Genomic DNA, 16604 nt, shown 5'->3' with positions numbered 1-16604 from the left:
AAGGTAGTTGTAAAATTTTATTGAAATTATTGTTTTAATATCTAAATTCTGCCATTTAAAAACGATATTTGCAAAAATAAATACTTAGAATAAATTTTATGCCAAATTTTATTAGATTGATAGCAGGGTTTGCATTATTAGGCGGCGCAGTTGCATTATTCATATTCGGTTTATGGCCATGGGGAATTATTGCAATCTTGCTTGGAATAATTGTTTTAGTGACCTTTTTCTTTAATGAAAATATGCTTTTAGCGCAATGGTTTCTGCGCAAGGATAACATGCCAAAAGCACAACAATTTTTAAATCGTATTACTAATTACGAAAGCCAATTAATAAAAGCGCAACATGGTTATTATAACTTACTTGTAGGCTTAATTGAGAGCAGAACAGCACCTTTAAAATCGGAAAAATATTTTAAAGCGGCATTAAGCTTGGGTATGCAAATGGACCACAATGTTGCCCTGGCAAAATTAAGTTTAGCAGGAATTGCAATGGCTAAACGTAATAAACGTGAAGCAACAATGTATTTAGCAGATGCAAAAAAAGCCGACAAGAATAAATTACTTGCCGACCAGATTAAGCAGATGAAAGACCAGATGGGAATGATGGACAAGCAACAGCAAGTTAGATACAGATAAAAAAATATAGAAGCCGTTTCTTTTAAAAAGCGGCTTTTTTGTTTAGGTTATTTGCAGTAGAAGGTTTCTGATTCCTAGATGGACAAAAGTTTTTAAACCTGATTGGTGCGGAAATACTTTTGGCTTACCACATTACAGTGTATGTAAAGTTTAATTGAGCAGGAACGCTGTAAGGTTAGCCAAAAGATTGAAGCGAAAGCAGGACTACCATTAATCTGGCTAATGCCATTGCTTTTCAAAAATTATCTGTTTAAGAAAATATAAAACTTATTGATTTGCTAAATGTAGTATTATAAAACATTTACTTATGGCAACATCACAAGAAGGAAGTACTAATAATACTCAGGAAGAAGATAATATTAAAGATTTAGACGGCAAGGAAGCTGTAGAAAAACTACGCAGTTTGGCTGAGAAAGCAGAAAGCTGTTTCTTTTGTACAAATATCAAAACCGGAGTGCCTTTATCTGTCAGACCAATGGCAATACAGCAGGTTGACGACGAAGGTAATATTTGGTTTATGAGCATGAAGGATAGTCACAAAAATGATGAAATTTCCGCTGACCCTTTTACCCATTTATTATTTCAGGCAGGCGCACATTCTGGTTTTGTAAACATTTATGGAATTTCGGAAATTAGCCGCGACCAGGCAAAAATTGATGAACTTTGGAGTCCATTTATTAAAACGTGGTTTCAAGGTGGAAAAGAAGATCCAAATATTACCTTGATAAAAGTTATTCCATCAGAAGGTTATTATTGGGATACAAAACACGGAACAGCAGTTGCATTTTTGAAAATGGCTGCTTCGGTTGTTACGGGTAAGACGATGGATGATTCGGTTGAAGGAACTTTGGATATTGACTAAAGTTTAAAGTGAAAAGTTTAGAGTTTGATTATTTATCACCTAAATAATCAAAACCTTCTAATTCTTCTCTTTGATTCCTTTTACTCAAAATATCGTCTTCTTCGGCTTCGGCTCTTTTAAAGAAAAATGCTTCTGCTTGAATTCTTTTAATTAGCTGATGAACAAGGGATAAATCGAAAGCATCCTTACTTAATTTGATGCAATATTCTCTTTCGGTAATTTCTAAGCTTGAAGTATTCATACGGCAATGATTTAATATTATCGATTGCTGTAAATATAGAAAAGGCTTGCTAAATAATTGTTAGCAAGCCTTTTAAGTTTATGTTATTTTTATGTTAACCTTATCTGTGCGATAAAAATAAACCCTCGTCGGTTTTAGCAACTTTAAGTATATTTTTAGCGGTAAGTGCTTTTAAGGTAGTATCCCACTTTTTGTTGCTCCAATCAGCAAGTTTTGCTTTAACATCAGTTAAAAGCATATTTTCGCCTTCTGCTACCAGTGAGAATAATTCTGTTTCTTCTGCCGATAATTCAATTTTCTTTTTCTCCGGACGCATTTGAGGGAAGAATAATACTTCTTGAATGGTACTTTGATTGGTCATTAGCATAACAATTCTATCGATGCCAAATCCTAAACCAGAAGTTGGAGGCATACCATATTCTAAAGCACGAACGAAATCATCATCCATTGCCATTGCTTCTGCATCGCCACGATCTGCTAATTTCAGCTGGTCTTCGAAACGCTCTTTTTGGTCAATCGGATCATTCAATTCTGAATATGCATTACCAATCTCTTTTCCGTTTACAAAAATTTCAAAACGCTCAACTAAACCTTCAGCCGTACGGTGCTTTTTAGCAAGCGGTGTCATTTCAATCGGATAATCAGTAATAAAGGTTGGCTGAATTAAATTCGCCTCAACTTTATCACTGAAAATTTCATCAACCAATTTACCACGTCCCATCGTAGAATCAGTCTCAATGCCTAAATCTGCACAAGTTTGAAGTAATTGTTCTTCAGTCATTGCAGAAACATCTATACCTGTGTATTTCTGTATAGATTCGTACATGGTTAACTTTTCGTACGGACCTTCGAAGTTAATTTCGTTTTCACCAACTTTAACAACAGCCGAACCATTAGTTGCAATGGCAACTTTCTCCAAACATTCTTCAACCATAGCCATCATCCAGATATAATCTTTATAGGCGACATAAATCTCCATTGAAGTATATTCCGGATTGTGCGTTCTATCCATACCCTCATTACGAAACATTTTACCGAACTCGTAAACACCGTCGAAACCAGCAACAATTAAGCGTTTTAAATATAGCTCATTTGCAATACGCAAATAAAGTGGCATATCTAAAGTGTTGTGGTGCGTAGCAAACGGACGAGCAGCAGCACCGCCATGAATAGGCTGAAGAATTGGCGTTTCAACTTCCATCCAGCCTTGGTTGTCAAAGTAATTACGCATACTGTTAATTACTTTACTACGTTTGATGAAAATTTGTTTATAATCTGGATTAACAGTTAAATCAACATAACGCATTCTGTAACGTAATTCTGGATTAGTGAATCCATCGTAAACATTCCCTTCATCATCACGTTTTACAATTGGTAACGGGCGAATAGATTTTGACAGAACTTTAAATTCTGAAACGTGAATTGAAATCTCTCCGGTTTGGGTTGTGAATACATAACCCTTAACTCCGATGAAATCGCCAATATCCAATAGTTTTTTAAAAACTGTATTGTATAAGGTTTTGTCTTCGCCTGGGCAAAGTTCATCTCTTTTTAAATATACCTGAATGCGGCCAGTAGAATCTTGAATTTCTGCAAATGAAGCGGCGCCCATTATGTTTCTACCCATAATACGACCGGCTAAACTTACCGTCTTATAAGCAGTTTTATCCTTTTCGTAGTTTGCTAAAATATCTGCAGCAGTTACATTAATATCGTAAGATTCGGCAGGATATGGCTCAATACCTAGTTCGCGTAATTGTTTTAACGACTCACGTCGTAATATTTCTTGTTCTGATAATCCTAAACTCATTTCGGGTATTTTTTGCAAAAGTAACGATTTTGCAAGATTTATAATAATAGTAAATGTTGTTCTTTATACAATTTTTCGTATCCAGATAATATGAAAATGAATGGTTTGGTAATGCTTTGCCGATTCCTGTCCTTCTTTTCGCTAAATCCCCGATAAAGCTGTGCAGTAAGAAACCATACTACGAAAAATCAAAATTCGGATGGTTAAATCGGGGGATATCGCTTCAATAAGGTTTATAATGAGCAGTGTGTACCTGCAATAATTCAAAAAATATTTTAGCGAAAAATTCTAATTAAAGTGATACAAGAAAACCACATTACCTGTATATGCCGTTTTGGTTTGGCCTTTAATATCTAAATTTGCTTCAATAACAACTTTTGTTATGCCCCTTAAATCACAAATATTAATAAGTTTAGCCCTTAATTGAATTTCATCATTAACTAACACCGGTTTGTTAAATTTAAAAGATTCAATACCATAATTTACCTCCATTTTAACATTTTGAATGTCGGCAATTTGTTTCCATAAATATGGAATTAATGATAGTGTCAAATAACCATGGGCAATAGTAGAGCCGAATGGGCTATCTTTCGCTTTCTCAGGCTCTGTATGAATCCACTGAAAATCTAATGTAGCCGCAGCAAATTTATTAATTTGTTCTTGGTCTATTTTATGCCATTGTGAAGAACCAATTTCACTTCCCAAAAACGATTTGTACTCTTCAAAACTATTAATTATAACCATAAAAAGAAAATATTGGGTGTTATGCCTTCGATTTCTGCTGCTCAAAATCTATTAGTTTCGAAAGGTAATTATAATTCGCAATAAAGAACTACAATTAATGAACTTTGTATATAAAGGTCCAGTTAATGCTCTGCTTCTACGCCTTCCTCGTACATTTCATCTATAACATCAGCATATTTCTTTTCAACAACCCGGCGTTTTACTTTCATGGTTGGCGTAATCTCACCTTCATCAATATTGAATGGATTACGTTTGATTTTGAAATTTTTTATCCGCTCGAATTTGGCTAACTCGTTTGAGATTTTTTTAATGTCTTGCTCAATCCAATCTATAATTTCCTGATTTTTAATGAAAGGGTCAGCTTCCTCAAAAAATGAAGGTTTCAGTTTAAATGTTTCTTCTAAAGTTTCACGATTTGGAATAATGATAGCTGTTATAAACTCACGCTTATCACCAATTAAAAATAATTGGTCAATCTTCGGACTTTTTAAATAGATATTTTCTACTGGAGTAGGGTACACATTTTTGCCATAAGCGTTTACAATCATATTTTTGAGACGATCGGTAATTTGTAGGTTTCCTTTATAAAATCGACCAATATCTCCAGTATGGAACCACATTTCTCGATCAATAGCTTCTGCGGTTTCTGCAGGTTTGTTGAAATAACCTTTCATTACGCAATGGCCTCGTACAATTACTTCCCCCTCTTCACATTCAAATTCTTCGCTAAAACTATCGTGTGTTTGAATATTGATTATATTTTTTGTGTCTACATCTTGAATACCAACTTCTATTCCTGGAATAATTCTTCCAACAGTTCCATAAACCTGTCTGTGATATTCTGTTACCGACATAACCGGAGAGGTTTCCGTTAAACCAAAACCTTCTAGTATTTTAATGCCTAAATCTCCAAAAAATTCGCCAACGTTTTTTGGTAGTGCTGCTCCACCAGAAATCATGAATTTTAATCTTCCACCAGTTTTCTCCTTAATTTTACTAAAAACTAATTTTTCTGCTATTCCTTTTTTTGCGGATAAAATTAAGCCAGGATTTTTTCCTGCTTCTTTCGCTACGCGATAATTTTTTCCAGTTTCCAAAGCCCAGGTAAAAATTTTAGCTTTTGTTCCACCTGTCGCAGTGCCAGATTTTATAGCCTTATCATGAATTCGTTCCAGTAATCTTGGTACGCAACTCATTACGGTGGGGCGAACCTCACCCATGTTTTTAGCTAATAGTTCTAAACTTTGTGCAAAAGCAATTTTACAACCTTGTGTACAACATACATGGTAAGTTGCTGTTCGTTCAAAAACGTGTGATAGTGGTAAAAAAGATAAGAAAGTTTCAGTTTTATCAATTACCGGGATTTGTTGCAAACAAACTTCAACATTTTTAACAAAGTTATAATGCGTTAGCATTACACCTTTTGGTGTTCCGGTTGTACCTGATGTATAAATTAATGATGAGACATCTTCGGGTAAAACTAAACTTCTACATTGTTCTATTTCTGCTTTTTCAGCTGCAGTAACTTGATGTTTTAATGAAAGTATATCTGAAAATGCAATAACTTCAACATCCACATTCGCAGGAATGGTTACTTTTTCAAAATCTTTAAAAGCTGGTATTATGTATTTTAATTCTTTACAGTTCCCAGCAACCTTTAACACTTTTCTATACAAGAAATTATTTCCAACTAATATTGATTTTATTCCAGAATCATTAATAATATATGCAACTTCCTGCTCAGAAAGCGTTGGGTATATTGATACATTTATTGCACCGATTTGTTGAATGCCTTGGTCGTAGTAAACATATTCAGGAGAATTTTCAATCATCAAACCTAAACGGTCGCCCTTTTTAATGCCTTTTTCTAAAAAATAAGCCGAAACTGCATCCGCTCTTTTTAAAGTATCTTCAAAAGAAATCTCTACCCATTCTGAGCCTTGTTTACTTATCAAAAAGGTTTCTTGTGGTTTATGAATGTTTTTTACAACATTTCTTAACAGGGTAGGGACGGTTGAAAATTCGTTAATTAATGGCATTGCTCTTTATTTGGTGTTCGTTATAATTAACAATAATAATGCTTTTTGGTTTAAAATGTAAATTGATGGCATAATTCTATGCCTCGCAATGACGATGGATTTTAAAATAAAAAAAAAGGCTCCGAAATTTCGGAGCCCTTTTAAAAAATTTATAAAAATTTTAAACAGAAAAACTTTCGCCACAACCGCAAGTACGACTAGCATTCGGGTTTACAAAGTTAAATCCCTTACCATTTAAACCGTCAGTAAAATCTAATTCAGTTCCGGCTAAATAAAGGAACGATTTCATATCTAAAGCAATTTTAATTCCTTTATCCTGAAAATATTGATCGCCTTTTTGTTCTTCATTATCGAAATCTAAATTATACGATAAACCAGAACAACCACCACCTTTTACAGAAACACGTAAAAAGTAATCAGAACCCATTTCCGAATCCTGCATTAAATGGTCTATTTTTTCTTTTGCTTTATCTGTTATAGTAATCATAGTAATAAGATTTTAGTATCAAGTGTCAAGACTGGATATCGAAAATAAAGCTTAAAAATCTAAACTTTATGCTTAATACTTTTGTCTTGCTACTAATGCTTAGTGGTGAGATTTTTCCAATACAATTGCCTTTAAGCCATTTTTAACGCGATAATCGTTAATAGCCGATTTAATTGCATCTTCTGCTAACACCGAGCAGTGAATTTTAACTGGAGGTAAAGCTAATTCTTCAACAATATCCATGTTATCGATAGATAATGCCTCATCAATTGTTTTTCCTTTTAACCATTCTGTAGCTAAAGAAGAAGAAGCGATAGCCGAACCGCAACCAAATGTTTTGAATTTAGCATCAGTGATTACGTTATCTTCGCTAACCTCAATTTGTAAACGCATTACGTCGCCACACTCAGGTGCGCCAACTAAACCAGTGCCTACAAATTTACTGTCTTTATTTAATGTACCTACATTACGTGGGTTATTGTAATGGTCAATTACTTTTTCTGAATATGCCATGATATTTAAGATTTTTGATTTACGATTTCAGATTCCCCTTCCATCGTAAATTATTAATTTTTATGTTTTATTTAATTTTAGCTTGCAAATCGTAATTCGTCAATCTAAAATCGTCAATCAATCTAGTGTTCTGCCCACTCAATTTTGCTCAAGTCAATACCTTCTTTGAACATTTCCCAAAGTGGAGAAAGTTCTCGTAAGTGATTAACCGCTTTTTCAGTAATTGCAATAGCGTGGTCAATATCTTCTTCAGTGGTAAATCTTCCTAAACCGTAACGGATAGAAGAGTGTGCTAAATCATCAGATAAACCTAAGCTTTTTAATACGTAAGATGGTTCTAAAGAAGCCGATGTACAAGCTGAACCAGAAGATACCGCTAAATCGCTCATTGCCATCATTAAACCTTCACCTTCAACATATTTGAATGAGATATTTGCTACGTGTGGTAAACGATATTGCGTATTGCCATTTACATAACTCTCTTCCATTTTGTTTAAAGTCGATTCTAAACGGTCGCGTAAGCCAGATAAACGGATAGCTTCGCTTTCCATTTCTAAACGACAAAGCTCACAAGCTTTACCTAAACCAACAATACCCGGAACATTTAAAGTACCAGAACGCATTCCACGCTCGTGGCCACCGCCATCCATTTGTGAGGTTACTTTTACTCTTGGGTTTTTTCTACGTACATAAAGTGCACCAACACCTTTCGGGCCATACATTTTGTGTGCAGAAAAAGCCATTAAGTCAATTCCATCAGTATTTACATCAACCGGAATTTTACCAACTGCCTGCGTAGCATCAGTCATAAATAAAGCACCATGTTTATGTGCAATTGCCGAAATTTCTTTAACCGGTTGTACAACACCAATTTCGTTGTTTCCATACATAATAGAAACTAAAATCGTTTCTGGTGTCATTGCTGCTTCAAGTTCAGCTAAGTCAATTAAACCATCTTCCTTAACGCCTAAGTAAGTTACTCTTGCACCATTTTTTTCAAGGTGTTTGCAAGTATCTAAAACGGCTTTATGTTCAGTAACCGCAGTAATGATGTGATTACCTTTATCTCTATACATTTCAAACACACCTTTAATTGCTAAGTTATCAGCTTCAGTTGCGCCTGATGTAAAAATGATTTCTTTTTCAGTACAGCCGATTAATTTGGCTACCTGTTCACGAGCATAATCTACTCCTTCTTCAGCCACCCATCCAAAAGCGTGATTACGGCTTGCGGCATTTCCAAATTTCTCAGTAAAGTAAGGTAGCATCGCCTCCAACACTCTAGGGTCTAAGGGTGTTGTTGCGTTATTATCTAAATATATCGGCTGTTTCATCTCTATTCTGTTAATTATGATTACAAAGATACAAAAAAAGTTTCCTAACAATTATAATTAATAGCTATGAGGTTATAGAGAAAAGCCGCATTTTTACATTCAACCAACCTTTTAAAACGATGAATAAGATAGAACATATTGGTATCGCCGTAAACAACCTCCATAAATCGGTTCCACTTTATGAACTTTTACTAAATACATCGTGCTACAAAACCGAAATTGTAGCTTCAGAGCATGTTAACACTGCGTTTCTTAAAGCTGGCGAAAATAAAATTGAACTTTTAGAAGCTACTTCTGATGATAGCGCCATTGCAAAGTTTTTAGCTAAAAAAGGAGAGGGCATTCATCATGTCGCCTTTGCTGTAGATAATATTTTAGAAGAAATGGAGCGATTAAAGGCGAATGGTTTCACGCTTTTAAATGAAACGCCCAAAAAAGGAGCTGATAATAAAATGGTTTGTTTTGTGCATCCCAAAGAAACAAATGGCGTATTGATAGAGCTTTGCCAGGAAATTAAATGGGTATAGAGGATGGATGATGTGGATGGAAAATTGAGAATGTAAGAATTGCTAATTTTGTACTGATTCATTTTATTAGAAAATGAAGGGTTCTGTATTTTATCTCAGTCTGCAGTCCTGCTATACACTTTATCCCGAGAAATTAGGGATGTTCGTTTCTATCAGGTTTAAATAACTTCGCTTGGTGTTTCATGGCAAAACAGCAAATTTTATTAAAATTAATATGTGTGAATAATATAAAATCTCTAGTCAGAATCATCAGCAATGATTTCGACATTCCAAATGAAATTAACGAAAACCAATTAAGAGATAATTTAATTGATGCTTTTGCATATCTGGTAGATAATGATTTCCCTAAGCTTATTCAAATCCTTTACAAAGCCGATGTTGACCAGTATAAACTGAAAGAATTACTGGAAACAACCGAAGGAAAAAGTTCTGCAGAAGTTATTGTTGATGCGTACATCAGCAGGCAAATGAAAAAGATTGAAACCTGGGCAAAGTATTCTAAACCATAAGCTTATAAGTTAGAACGGATAATTTATATCTTTAAATAATGAATTATCGCCTATTAATATTTTTGTTATTTCCAATCCTTGCGCTCGCACAAGAAAATTCTGTTGCTGATATAAGCAAATCTGATAAAGATTTTGTTCTAAAAGCTTTTAATCATGCAGATGATTACATGAATTCTGATCATTACGATTCTACACAACTATGGCTTAATAAAATCTACGCTAAAGTAAGTTATCGTAAGCCCTTGTTATTTTCTTACTTTCTAACTTCCAGGCAAGCGGAGGTTTATTATTATAATAACCTCCACGAATTAGGGTTACAAGAAGCTTTTAAAGCTGAAAATATCGCCATAGTTTTAAAAGATAGTTTGCTTACAGCAGATGCATACAATTTTATTGGCTTGTTTTATTTGAATAGTAATAAAACCGCTAATGCTATTCGCTATTTTAAAAAGGGATTGCAGTTCTGTAAGCAACCACCTTACAATTCTAAATACATCGAGCTTTCAAAACCTCATCATATATATGGTAATCTTTCAGAAGCATTCGAAAAAATACAACAACTGGATAGTGCCATTTTTTATAGCAGAGCATCCTTGCAAAAAGCTCAGGAAATTAGTTCTGAACGCGGCGTTGCAACTGCTAATTTAAATCTTGGTTTGTCATTTATCCCAAAACAACAAATAGATAGTGCTAAGAAATACTTTGAGCAAACCAAACTAACCTCCATAAAAAGCAGTGATTTTGACGTAGAATTAAACAGTTATGGCGGCTTGGCACATTGTGCTTCAGAAATTGGAGATAAATCCACCGCCTTTAAGCAGCTATCTGTTGGCTTTAATTTATTAAAAAAGTATCCGCAGTTAAATGATTTTTATAGTTTAATGTTTTTAGAAACTGCATTGAAAATTTATCGCAAGTATGGAAATAATGAAGAGCTGATTAAAACACTTGAACTTAAAACGCAAATTCAAACAGCCACTTACGAGCGTAATAACACGCAAATACAAACCATTTTATTAACAGGTATAAAAAAACGAAAAGCTTATTTTTAATCTGGAATTAGCTGAATCTCAAAGTAAACAAAGCTTAGCGATAACAAGAACGTATATTTTACTGCTCATTTTATTAGTTATTGTTATTGCATTTATTGCCTATCGTTATTATAGTTTACAACGCTTGCGTTTGGCAAATCTAAGAACTAAAATAAGTCAGGATTTACATGATGAAGTTGGTGCAACTTTAAGTGGAATAGCAATGTACAGCTACATTACACAAGAACAAATAAAAAATAGCCAGTACGAAGAAGTAAACAAATCGCTCGAGTTAATTAAAGAAAACGCAAGCGAAATGACTTCAAAGTTAAATGATATCGTTTGGACTGTTAATCCATTGCAAGATAACCTCTACGAACTTTTAGAGCGTTTGAAAGATTTTGCTTTGCAGATTTCGGCAATAAAGGATATAAAATTGTCTTTTGATATCCCCGAACTACTTATTGCCGCAAAACTGCCAATGGAGCGAAGGAAAAATATTTACCTGATTTGTAAAGAGGCAATTAATAATGCTGTAAAATATAGCGAATGCAATCACCTTAAAATAAACGTTAATGTTGAGCAAAAGAATATTAATATCATTATTTATGATGATGGGAAAGGCTTTTTAAATGATAAATTAACAAAAGGTAATGGATTGATAAATATGGAAAATAGGGCTAAAGAAATTGGTTCGAAAATATCTGTCGAAAGTGTGAAAGGCGAAGGAACAAAAATTCAGCTCACCATTAAAATCACCTAATGGGTGATTTTTTGTTACTTGACAGATACGCAAATTTGAATAGTTAGAATAATATGGAAATTAAAGTTGCCATTTTTGAAGATAATAAATTAATCCGGGAAGGATTAAAAACCATTATAAATGGAACTGATGGTTTTGTTTGTACAGGTGCGTTTATTAATGTAAATCAAATTGAAGCAGATGTTGTTTTTAGCAGACCAGATATAGTATTAATGGATATTGAAATGCCTGGTCGAAATGGAATTGAAGCAACTAAAATCATAAAATCAAAGTTTCCCGAAGTGAAAGTGCTTATTCAAACTGTTTTTAATGATAGCAATAAAATTTTCAATGCTCTGTGTGCGGGTGCCTCGGGTTATATTTTAAAAACAGATTCGCCTTTAAAGCAAATGCAGGCACTTGAAGAGGTTTATAACGGAGGTGCTTCCATGTCATCAGCCATTGCTCATAAAGTTATGCAGTTTTTTGTGCGGCAAAATGTAATCCTGATACAACCCAATGATGCAGATTTTGATTTAAGCAATCGAGAAAGGGAAATATTAAGCTTGATGATTGAGGGTGATAATTACAGGAGGATTGCCGAAAAGGCCTTCATTAGTTACGAAACTGTACGCACACACATAAAACATATTTACAAAAAGCTCCATGTGGCTTGTCGCTCGGAAGCGATTCTAAAAGCAAGGCAGCAGGGTTTGTTGTAGCATGGCTCTCAAATATATTTAAAGCATCATAACAGAAATGATATGATGCTTTTTTGTTGTGATATTTTTTGTAAGCAATTCATTTCTATGAATTTATTTAAGTGAAATATCACCCATTGCGGTATTTATTGGCTACTGAGGACTAATTACTTTTGGTTTATAATTAATCAAAAACAAATTAGCGCTCTTTTAAACTAAAATCTAAATTAAAAATCGTAATCATGAAAAAACACATCATTTATATGCTAATCATTAGCATCGGATTATTTATTTCTGCCTGTAAAAAAGACAATTCGTTGGTAGATGAAATCAATAAAACAGAAATTCAAAAGAAACAAATTCAACAAATTATACCGGATAAATATTTGGATTCTTTGAAAAAACTAGGACTTACAATAAATACGGGAATTACACCTGCAAATGTTGAGGGTAATTATGCAATAAATCCACTATTGTTAGAGTCGACTAATATTCCAAAGGATTTTAAAATTGGCTATAGATTTAATGATGCACGTGTAAATCTTACAAAACAGGATGCTGATTTTAATATTTTCTTGCTAGGGAAAAATTTTCTGGCAGAAAGAGATACAAGTATTGTTACGGCAATTTCTGGTTCGGGGAATGATATTACTATTTATGGTAAAGTAAAATCTACCAAAGCAGGGAAAGTGGCAGAATTCGCAATCATTTTAACGGCAAAGCTAGAAAATAAAACATTTAAAGGATTTAAATATGGTTTAATTTGTATTTCAAACAAAAATGGTGAAACTGATAATACGTTTATTAAAGAAGGGCAGGGTAGAGTAGTTTACGAGAGTGATGAAATTTCTACTGCAATTACGTTAGGTGACTTTTTAGCCACCACACCCCAAAAACAATTGATTCAAAATTCCGGCGCATCAAAGTTTGAATTTATAAACTAATGGCAATATTAAAATATTTATTTTACACTCTTGTTTATCACAAATAAAATTTGGATATTTGCAACCTCTAAAATAGAGATAAAAAAGAGTAATAGAAATTGACATAAGCGTTTTTGCCAGCAAATTGCAAAATTGTTCTTGGAGGTTTCGCACAGATAACTAAAATAATATTAAAATGAAACCATCGAAGCATTAGCGAGATAGCTTCATCACAATTAAAAGAAAATAAAAACACGATGAAAAAAGATTTGCACCCTACAAGCTACAGACCAGTTGTTTTCAAAGATATGTCTAACGAATATGCTTTCTTAACAAAATCTTGTGTAGATACCAAAGAAACTATTAAATGGGAAGATGGTAATGAATATCCTCTTTATAAATTAGAGATTTCTCATACTTCACACCCTTTTTATACTGGTAAAATGAAATTGGTTGATACTGCAGGACGTATCGATAAATTCAAAAACCGTTACGCTAAGAAATAATTTTAGCTTAAAAAAAGCATTTTTTAGAGTCCCTTTGCCAAAAGCATCGGGACTTTTTTTATTTTTGTGGCTTATGACAATCAATCTTTTCGATGATTCCAGTTGGGATTCATTACGTCCTTTAACATTTACCAGACCCGTTGCCGATTTACGCGTAGGAATTTTAACTATCGCAGAAAAATGGGCAAAACATTTAAAAGCTGATTTCGGATTCATAACTCAAGAATATCTTTCAATAAAATATCCTGCTAAGCAAAATGCTACATTATTAATTAATGGCTCAATCTGTCCTGATTATGATTTATTAAATGCAATTTCAGGTCTTAAAGTGGGAGAATTTCTTCAATCTGGTGATTCTGTTTTAGCTTTTAAATGTGCTGATACGCTATCATTTGAACAAGCTAAACAACAATTAAGACCTGTTGATTATACCTTGAAAGTAACCAAGATTACTTATCCAGAAGAAATATTTGCAAATAATCCTACAGAAATAAGAAAGGATTTTGAACTCTTAACTAAGGGACGTACCTCTGCTAACATTAGCAGTACAAACCAGTTATTAGGTAACGATATCTTTTTTGAAGAAGGAGCAAAAGCAGAATGCAGTGTGCTAAACAGTGGATACGGGCCAATTTATGTAGGTAAGAATGCAGAAATCTGGGAAGGAAGTTTAATAAGAGGCTCTTTTGCACTTTGCGAAAATTCATCTATAAAAATGGGTGCTAAAATTTATTCAGGCACAACCATTGGTCCAAACAGTCGTGCTGGTGGCGAAATTAACAACTCAGTAATTTGGGGTAATTCGGCTAAAGGGCATGATGGTTATTTAGGTAATTCGGTGTTAGGAGAATGGTGTAATATTGGAGCAGACACAAATAATTCTAATTTGAAAAATAACTACGCAGAAGTAAAGCTTTATAATTATGAAGATAAAAAGATGCGAAATACCAATTTGCAATTTTGTGGTTTAATTATGGCCGATCATGCTAAATCTGGCATTAATACAATGTTTAATACAGGTACAATTGTTGGTGTTGGTGCAAATACTTTTGGTGGTGGTTTACCTCCCAATCATATTGCCGATTTCAGTTGGGGTGGTGCAGAAGGTTTTGAAAACTATAAATTAGATAAAATGTTCGAAACGACGGAGAAAGTATTTGGAAGGAAAAACGTAGTCTTTAATGATGCTGAAAAAGCTATCTTGACCAAAGTTTATGAACTGACCGCAGGTCACAGAAATTTTTAATATAATCATCTTTAAAAAATCAAAACTAAAATATAATGAGAAAACAAATAGTAGCAGGAAACTGGAAAATGAATTTAGATTATAACGAAGGTGTTTCGTTATTTAGTGAGATTGTAAATATGGTTAAGGATGAACGCAAAGGCGAGCAGATAGCTATTATTTGTTCTCCGTTTATTCATTTAAACTCTTTGGCAAAGTTAGGTGGCAATGATGTTAAAATCGGCGCACAAAATATCAGCGACAAAGAAAGTGGCGCTTTTACCGGCGAAACCTCTGCTAAAATGGTAAAATCTGTTGGTGCTGAATATGTTATTTTAGGTCATTCAGAGCGTAGACAATATTTTGCTGAAAGCAATGAGTTACTTGCTGAAAAAACCAAGATTGCTTTAGCAAATGGGTTAACCCCAATATTTTGCATTGGCGAAACTTTAGATGAGCGTAACAATGGTAGCTATTATGAGGTTTTGAAAAAACAGTTGGTTGAAGCTGTTTTTAGCTTAAGTAATGCTGATTTTTCTAAAATTGTAATCGCTTACGAGCCAGTTTGGGCTATTGGAACAGGTTTAACGGCATCTCCAGAGCAAGCACAAGATATTCACGCATTTATCCGTTCAGAAATTGAAGCGAATTATGGTTTTAATATTGCAGATGATACTACAATTTTATATGGCGGTAGCTGTAATCCGGGTAATGCTGCAAGTTTATTCTCTCAAAAGGATATTGATGGTGGGTTAATTGGAGGCGCATCATTAAAATCGCGTGATTTTACAGATATTATTAAAGCATTAAATAGCTAAATGCAATACATAAAAGCAATTTTTAAATTCAATAACATAGAAGATTATCAGCAAGATTTGTTAATCAGTGATTTGGCAGATTTAGGTTTTGATACTTTTGAAGATAGCGAAGCCGGGTTTACCGCTTTTGTAATTAAAGAAAATTTTATTGAGCAGGAATTAGAAAACCTGCTTAATAATTACAGCAGCGATTTCGAAACTGAATATCGTTTGGAAGATGTAGCGGATGAAAACTGGAATGCAGAGTGGGAAAAGAATTTTAGTCCGCTGATTATAGATGATGTTTGTTATGTAAGGGCAACCTTTCACGAGCCACAGCCATCGTTCCCGTACGAAATTATCATCGACCCAAAAATGTCTTTTGGTACAGGTCACCATCAAACCACAACAATGATGATGCAATATATCTTGGGAACGGATGTTAAGGATAAAAATGTGCTTGATATGGGTTGCGGTACAGCAATTCTGGCAATTTTAGCAGCAAAACTTGGTGCTAAAAAACTTACTGCAATTGATTATGATGATATTTGTTATCAGAGCACAATTGAAAATGCTGGATTAAATCAGGTTACGAACTTAACCGCACTTTGCGGAAGTAAGGAAGTTATTCCGGATGATAGCTACGATATTATTTTGGCAAACATTAATCGTAATATTCTTTTAGATCAGATTGGAAGATATGCCGAGGTTTTAAAACCTCAAGGTAAAATATTTTTTAGTGGTTTTTACTTAGATCCAGATTTAAGTATGATTACTGCTGAATGTGCTAAATATGGCATAAAATATTTTGATCACAAACAAAATGGAGATTGGGTTGCGGCTCAATTTGAGAAAAAATAATAGGAGCAAGGATAAAGGAACAAGGAAAAAGGATTTAAAAAAGGGCAAGCGAGAAAGAAAAGAGCAATTGCATTGAATTTTAGCTCTTGGTTCTTTGCTCATTGTTCTTTAAAA

Annotated in this window: 19 protein-coding genes; 12 read left to right on the top strand and 7 right to left on the bottom strand. The window is 33.8% G+C overall.

Translation table 11 applies throughout. The features are described from left to right. Positions 1–98 precede the first annotated feature (98 nt). Both QWY86_RS18810 and QWY86_RS18805 read left to right on the top strand, forming a co-directional pair. The gene (locus QWY86_RS18810) at positions 99–638 is read left to right on the top strand and encodes a DUF2892 domain-containing protein (RefSeq protein WP_290244381.1); all 540 of its coding nucleotides are present in this window, start codon (positions 99–101) and stop codon (positions 636–638) included. A 307-nt stretch (positions 639–945) separates the two neighbouring features. Continuing rightward, positions 946–1500, top strand: coding sequence for a pyridoxamine 5'-phosphate oxidase family protein (locus QWY86_RS18805; RefSeq protein ID WP_290244380.1), 555 nt, complete (start codon positions 946–948; stop codon positions 1498–1500). A 28-nt stretch (positions 1501–1528) separates the two neighbouring features. On the opposite strand, the gene QWY86_RS18800 is transcribed toward QWY86_RS18805, so the two are convergent. From QWY86_RS18800 to QWY86_RS18770, 7 genes are all read right to left on the bottom strand, one after another. After that, positions 1529–1741, bottom strand: coding sequence for a hypothetical protein (locus QWY86_RS18800; RefSeq protein ID WP_290244378.1), 213 nt, complete (start codon positions 1739–1741; stop codon positions 1529–1531). Between the two features lie 100 nt (positions 1742–1841). Then, complete coding sequence (gene lysS, locus QWY86_RS18795) at positions 1842–3551, bottom strand: lysine--tRNA ligase (RefSeq protein WP_290244376.1); 1710 nt, start codon at positions 3549–3551, stop codon at positions 1842–1844. Between the two features lie 288 nt (positions 3552–3839). Next, entirely contained in the window at positions 3840–4295 is a 456-nt protein-coding gene (locus QWY86_RS18790) for a MaoC family dehydratase (protein WP_290244375.1), read from the bottom strand. A gap of 122 nt (positions 4296–4417) precedes the next feature. Then, complete coding sequence (locus QWY86_RS18785; protein ID WP_290244372.1) at positions 4418–6334, bottom strand: AMP-dependent synthetase/ligase; 1917 nt, start codon at positions 6332–6334, stop codon at positions 4418–4420. Between the two features lie 160 nt (positions 6335–6494). Then, positions 6495–6821: a HesB/IscA family protein gene (locus QWY86_RS18780; RefSeq protein WP_290244370.1), complete on the bottom strand. Its 327-nt coding sequence runs from the start codon at positions 6819–6821 to the stop codon at positions 6495–6497. 99 nt (positions 6822–6920) lie between these two features. Further along, a complete protein-coding gene (gene iscU, locus QWY86_RS18775; RefSeq protein ID WP_290244368.1) occupies positions 6921–7334 on the bottom strand; it encodes a Fe-S cluster assembly scaffold IscU in 414 nt (137 codons plus the stop codon). A gap of 122 nt (positions 7335–7456) precedes the next feature. Then, positions 7457–8668, bottom strand: a complete 1212-nt coding sequence (locus QWY86_RS18770; protein ID WP_290244366.1) for an IscS subfamily cysteine desulfurase — start codon at positions 8666–8668, stop codon at positions 7457–7459. Positions 8669–8787: 119 nt separating this feature from the next. Between QWY86_RS18770 and mce the strand changes: the two genes are divergently transcribed. The 10 genes from mce (at position 8788) to prmA (ending at position 16490) form a co-directional block, all read left to right on the top strand. Next, positions 8788–9195, top strand: a complete 408-nt coding sequence (mce, locus tag QWY86_RS18765; protein WP_290244364.1) for a methylmalonyl-CoA epimerase — start codon at positions 8788–8790, stop codon at positions 9193–9195. 218 nt (positions 9196–9413) lie between these two features. Then, complete coding sequence (locus tag QWY86_RS18760) at positions 9414–9704, top strand: hypothetical protein (protein WP_290244363.1); 291 nt, start codon at positions 9414–9416, stop codon at positions 9702–9704. Positions 9705–9742: 38 nt separating this feature from the next. Beyond that, positions 9743–10756: a tetratricopeptide repeat protein gene (locus QWY86_RS18755; protein WP_290244361.1), complete on the top strand. Its 1014-nt coding sequence runs from the start codon at positions 9743–9745 to the stop codon at positions 10754–10756. 130 nt (positions 10757–10886) lie between these two features. Then, entirely contained in the window at positions 10887–11498 is a 612-nt protein-coding gene (locus tag QWY86_RS18750) for a sensor histidine kinase (protein WP_290244360.1), read from the top strand. A gap of 53 nt (positions 11499–11551) precedes the next feature. Beyond that, positions 11552–12199, top strand: a complete 648-nt coding sequence (locus tag QWY86_RS18745; protein ID WP_290244359.1) for a response regulator transcription factor — start codon at positions 11552–11554, stop codon at positions 12197–12199. Between the two features lie 221 nt (positions 12200–12420). Next, positions 12421–13122 (top strand): hypothetical protein, encoded by a 702-nt coding sequence (locus QWY86_RS18740; protein WP_290244358.1) that lies wholly within the window; start codon positions 12421–12423, stop codon positions 13120–13122. Between the two features lie 236 nt (positions 13123–13358). Next, a complete protein-coding gene (locus QWY86_RS18735) occupies positions 13359–13607 on the top strand; it encodes a type B 50S ribosomal protein L31 (RefSeq protein ID WP_025142617.1) in 249 nt (82 codons plus the stop codon). A 73-nt stretch (positions 13608–13680) separates the two neighbouring features. Then, positions 13681–14853, top strand: coding sequence for a putative sugar nucleotidyl transferase (locus QWY86_RS18730; RefSeq protein WP_290244356.1), 1173 nt, complete (start codon positions 13681–13683; stop codon positions 14851–14853). Between the two features lie 35 nt (positions 14854–14888). Next, entirely contained in the window at positions 14889–15650 is a 762-nt protein-coding gene (gene tpiA, locus QWY86_RS18725; RefSeq protein ID WP_290244355.1) for a triose-phosphate isomerase, read from the top strand. After that, positions 15651–16490, top strand: coding sequence for a 50S ribosomal protein L11 methyltransferase (gene prmA / locus QWY86_RS18720; RefSeq protein ID WP_290244353.1), 840 nt, complete (start codon positions 15651–15653; stop codon positions 16488–16490). It begins immediately after the preceding gene. Positions 16491–16604 lie beyond the last annotated feature (114 nt).

It is taken from the genome of Pedobacter aquatilis, assembly GCF_030409415.1.
Lineage (GTDB): Bacteria > Bacteroidota > Bacteroidia > Sphingobacteriales > Sphingobacteriaceae > Pedobacter > Pedobacter aquatilis.
Note: the sequence above shows the minus strand (reverse complement) of the source record. Positions and strands in the feature narration are given on the sequence as shown.

What these genes read in the sequence shown, in the direction of transcription:
- QWY86_RS18810 (WP_290244381.1), top strand. Translation starts at nt 99, where the DNA reads ATGCCAAATTTTATTAGATTGATAGCAGGGTTTGCATTATTAGGCGGC.
- QWY86_RS18805 (WP_290244380.1), top strand. Translation starts at nt 946, where the DNA reads ATGGCAACATCACAAGAAGGAAGTACTAATAATACTCAGGAAGAAGAT.
- QWY86_RS18800 (WP_290244378.1), bottom strand. Translation starts at nt 1,741, where the DNA reads ATGAATACTTCAAGCTTAGAAATTACCGAAAGAGAATATTGCATCAAA.
- lysS (WP_290244376.1), bottom strand. Translation starts at nt 3,551, where the DNA reads ATGAGTTTAGGATTATCAGAACAAGAAATATTACGACGTGAGTCGTTA.
- QWY86_RS18790 (WP_290244375.1), bottom strand. Translation starts at nt 4,295, where the DNA reads ATGGTTATAATTAATAGTTTTGAAGAGTACAAATCGTTTTTGGGAAGT.
- QWY86_RS18785 (WP_290244372.1), bottom strand. Translation starts at nt 6,334, where the DNA reads ATGCCATTAATTAACGAATTTTCAACCGTCCCTACCCTGTTAAGAAAT.
- QWY86_RS18780 (WP_290244370.1), bottom strand. Translation starts at nt 6,821, where the DNA reads ATGATTACTATAACAGATAAAGCAAAAGAAAAAATAGACCATTTAATG.
- iscU (WP_290244368.1), bottom strand. Translation starts at nt 7,334, where the DNA reads ATGGCATATTCAGAAAAAGTAATTGACCATTACAATAACCCACGTAAT.
- QWY86_RS18770 (WP_290244366.1), bottom strand. Translation starts at nt 8,668, where the DNA reads ATGAAACAGCCGATATATTTAGATAATAACGCAACAACACCCTTAGAC.
- mce (WP_290244364.1), top strand. Translation starts at nt 8,788, where the DNA reads ATGAATAAGATAGAACATATTGGTATCGCCGTAAACAACCTCCATAAA.
- QWY86_RS18755 (WP_290244361.1), top strand. Translation starts at nt 9,743, where the DNA reads ATGAATTATCGCCTATTAATATTTTTGTTATTTCCAATCCTTGCGCTC.
- QWY86_RS18745 (WP_290244359.1), top strand. Translation starts at nt 11,552, where the DNA reads ATGGAAATTAAAGTTGCCATTTTTGAAGATAATAAATTAATCCGGGAA.
- QWY86_RS18740 (WP_290244358.1), top strand. Translation starts at nt 12,421, where the DNA reads ATGAAAAAACACATCATTTATATGCTAATCATTAGCATCGGATTATTT.
- QWY86_RS18735 (WP_025142617.1), top strand. Translation starts at nt 13,359, where the DNA reads ATGAAAAAAGATTTGCACCCTACAAGCTACAGACCAGTTGTTTTCAAA.
- QWY86_RS18730 (WP_290244356.1), top strand. Translation starts at nt 13,681, where the DNA reads ATGACAATCAATCTTTTCGATGATTCCAGTTGGGATTCATTACGTCCT.
- tpiA (WP_290244355.1), top strand. Translation starts at nt 14,889, where the DNA reads ATGAGAAAACAAATAGTAGCAGGAAACTGGAAAATGAATTTAGATTAT.
- prmA (WP_290244353.1), top strand. Translation starts at nt 15,651, where the DNA reads ATGCAATACATAAAAGCAATTTTTAAATTCAATAACATAGAAGATTAT.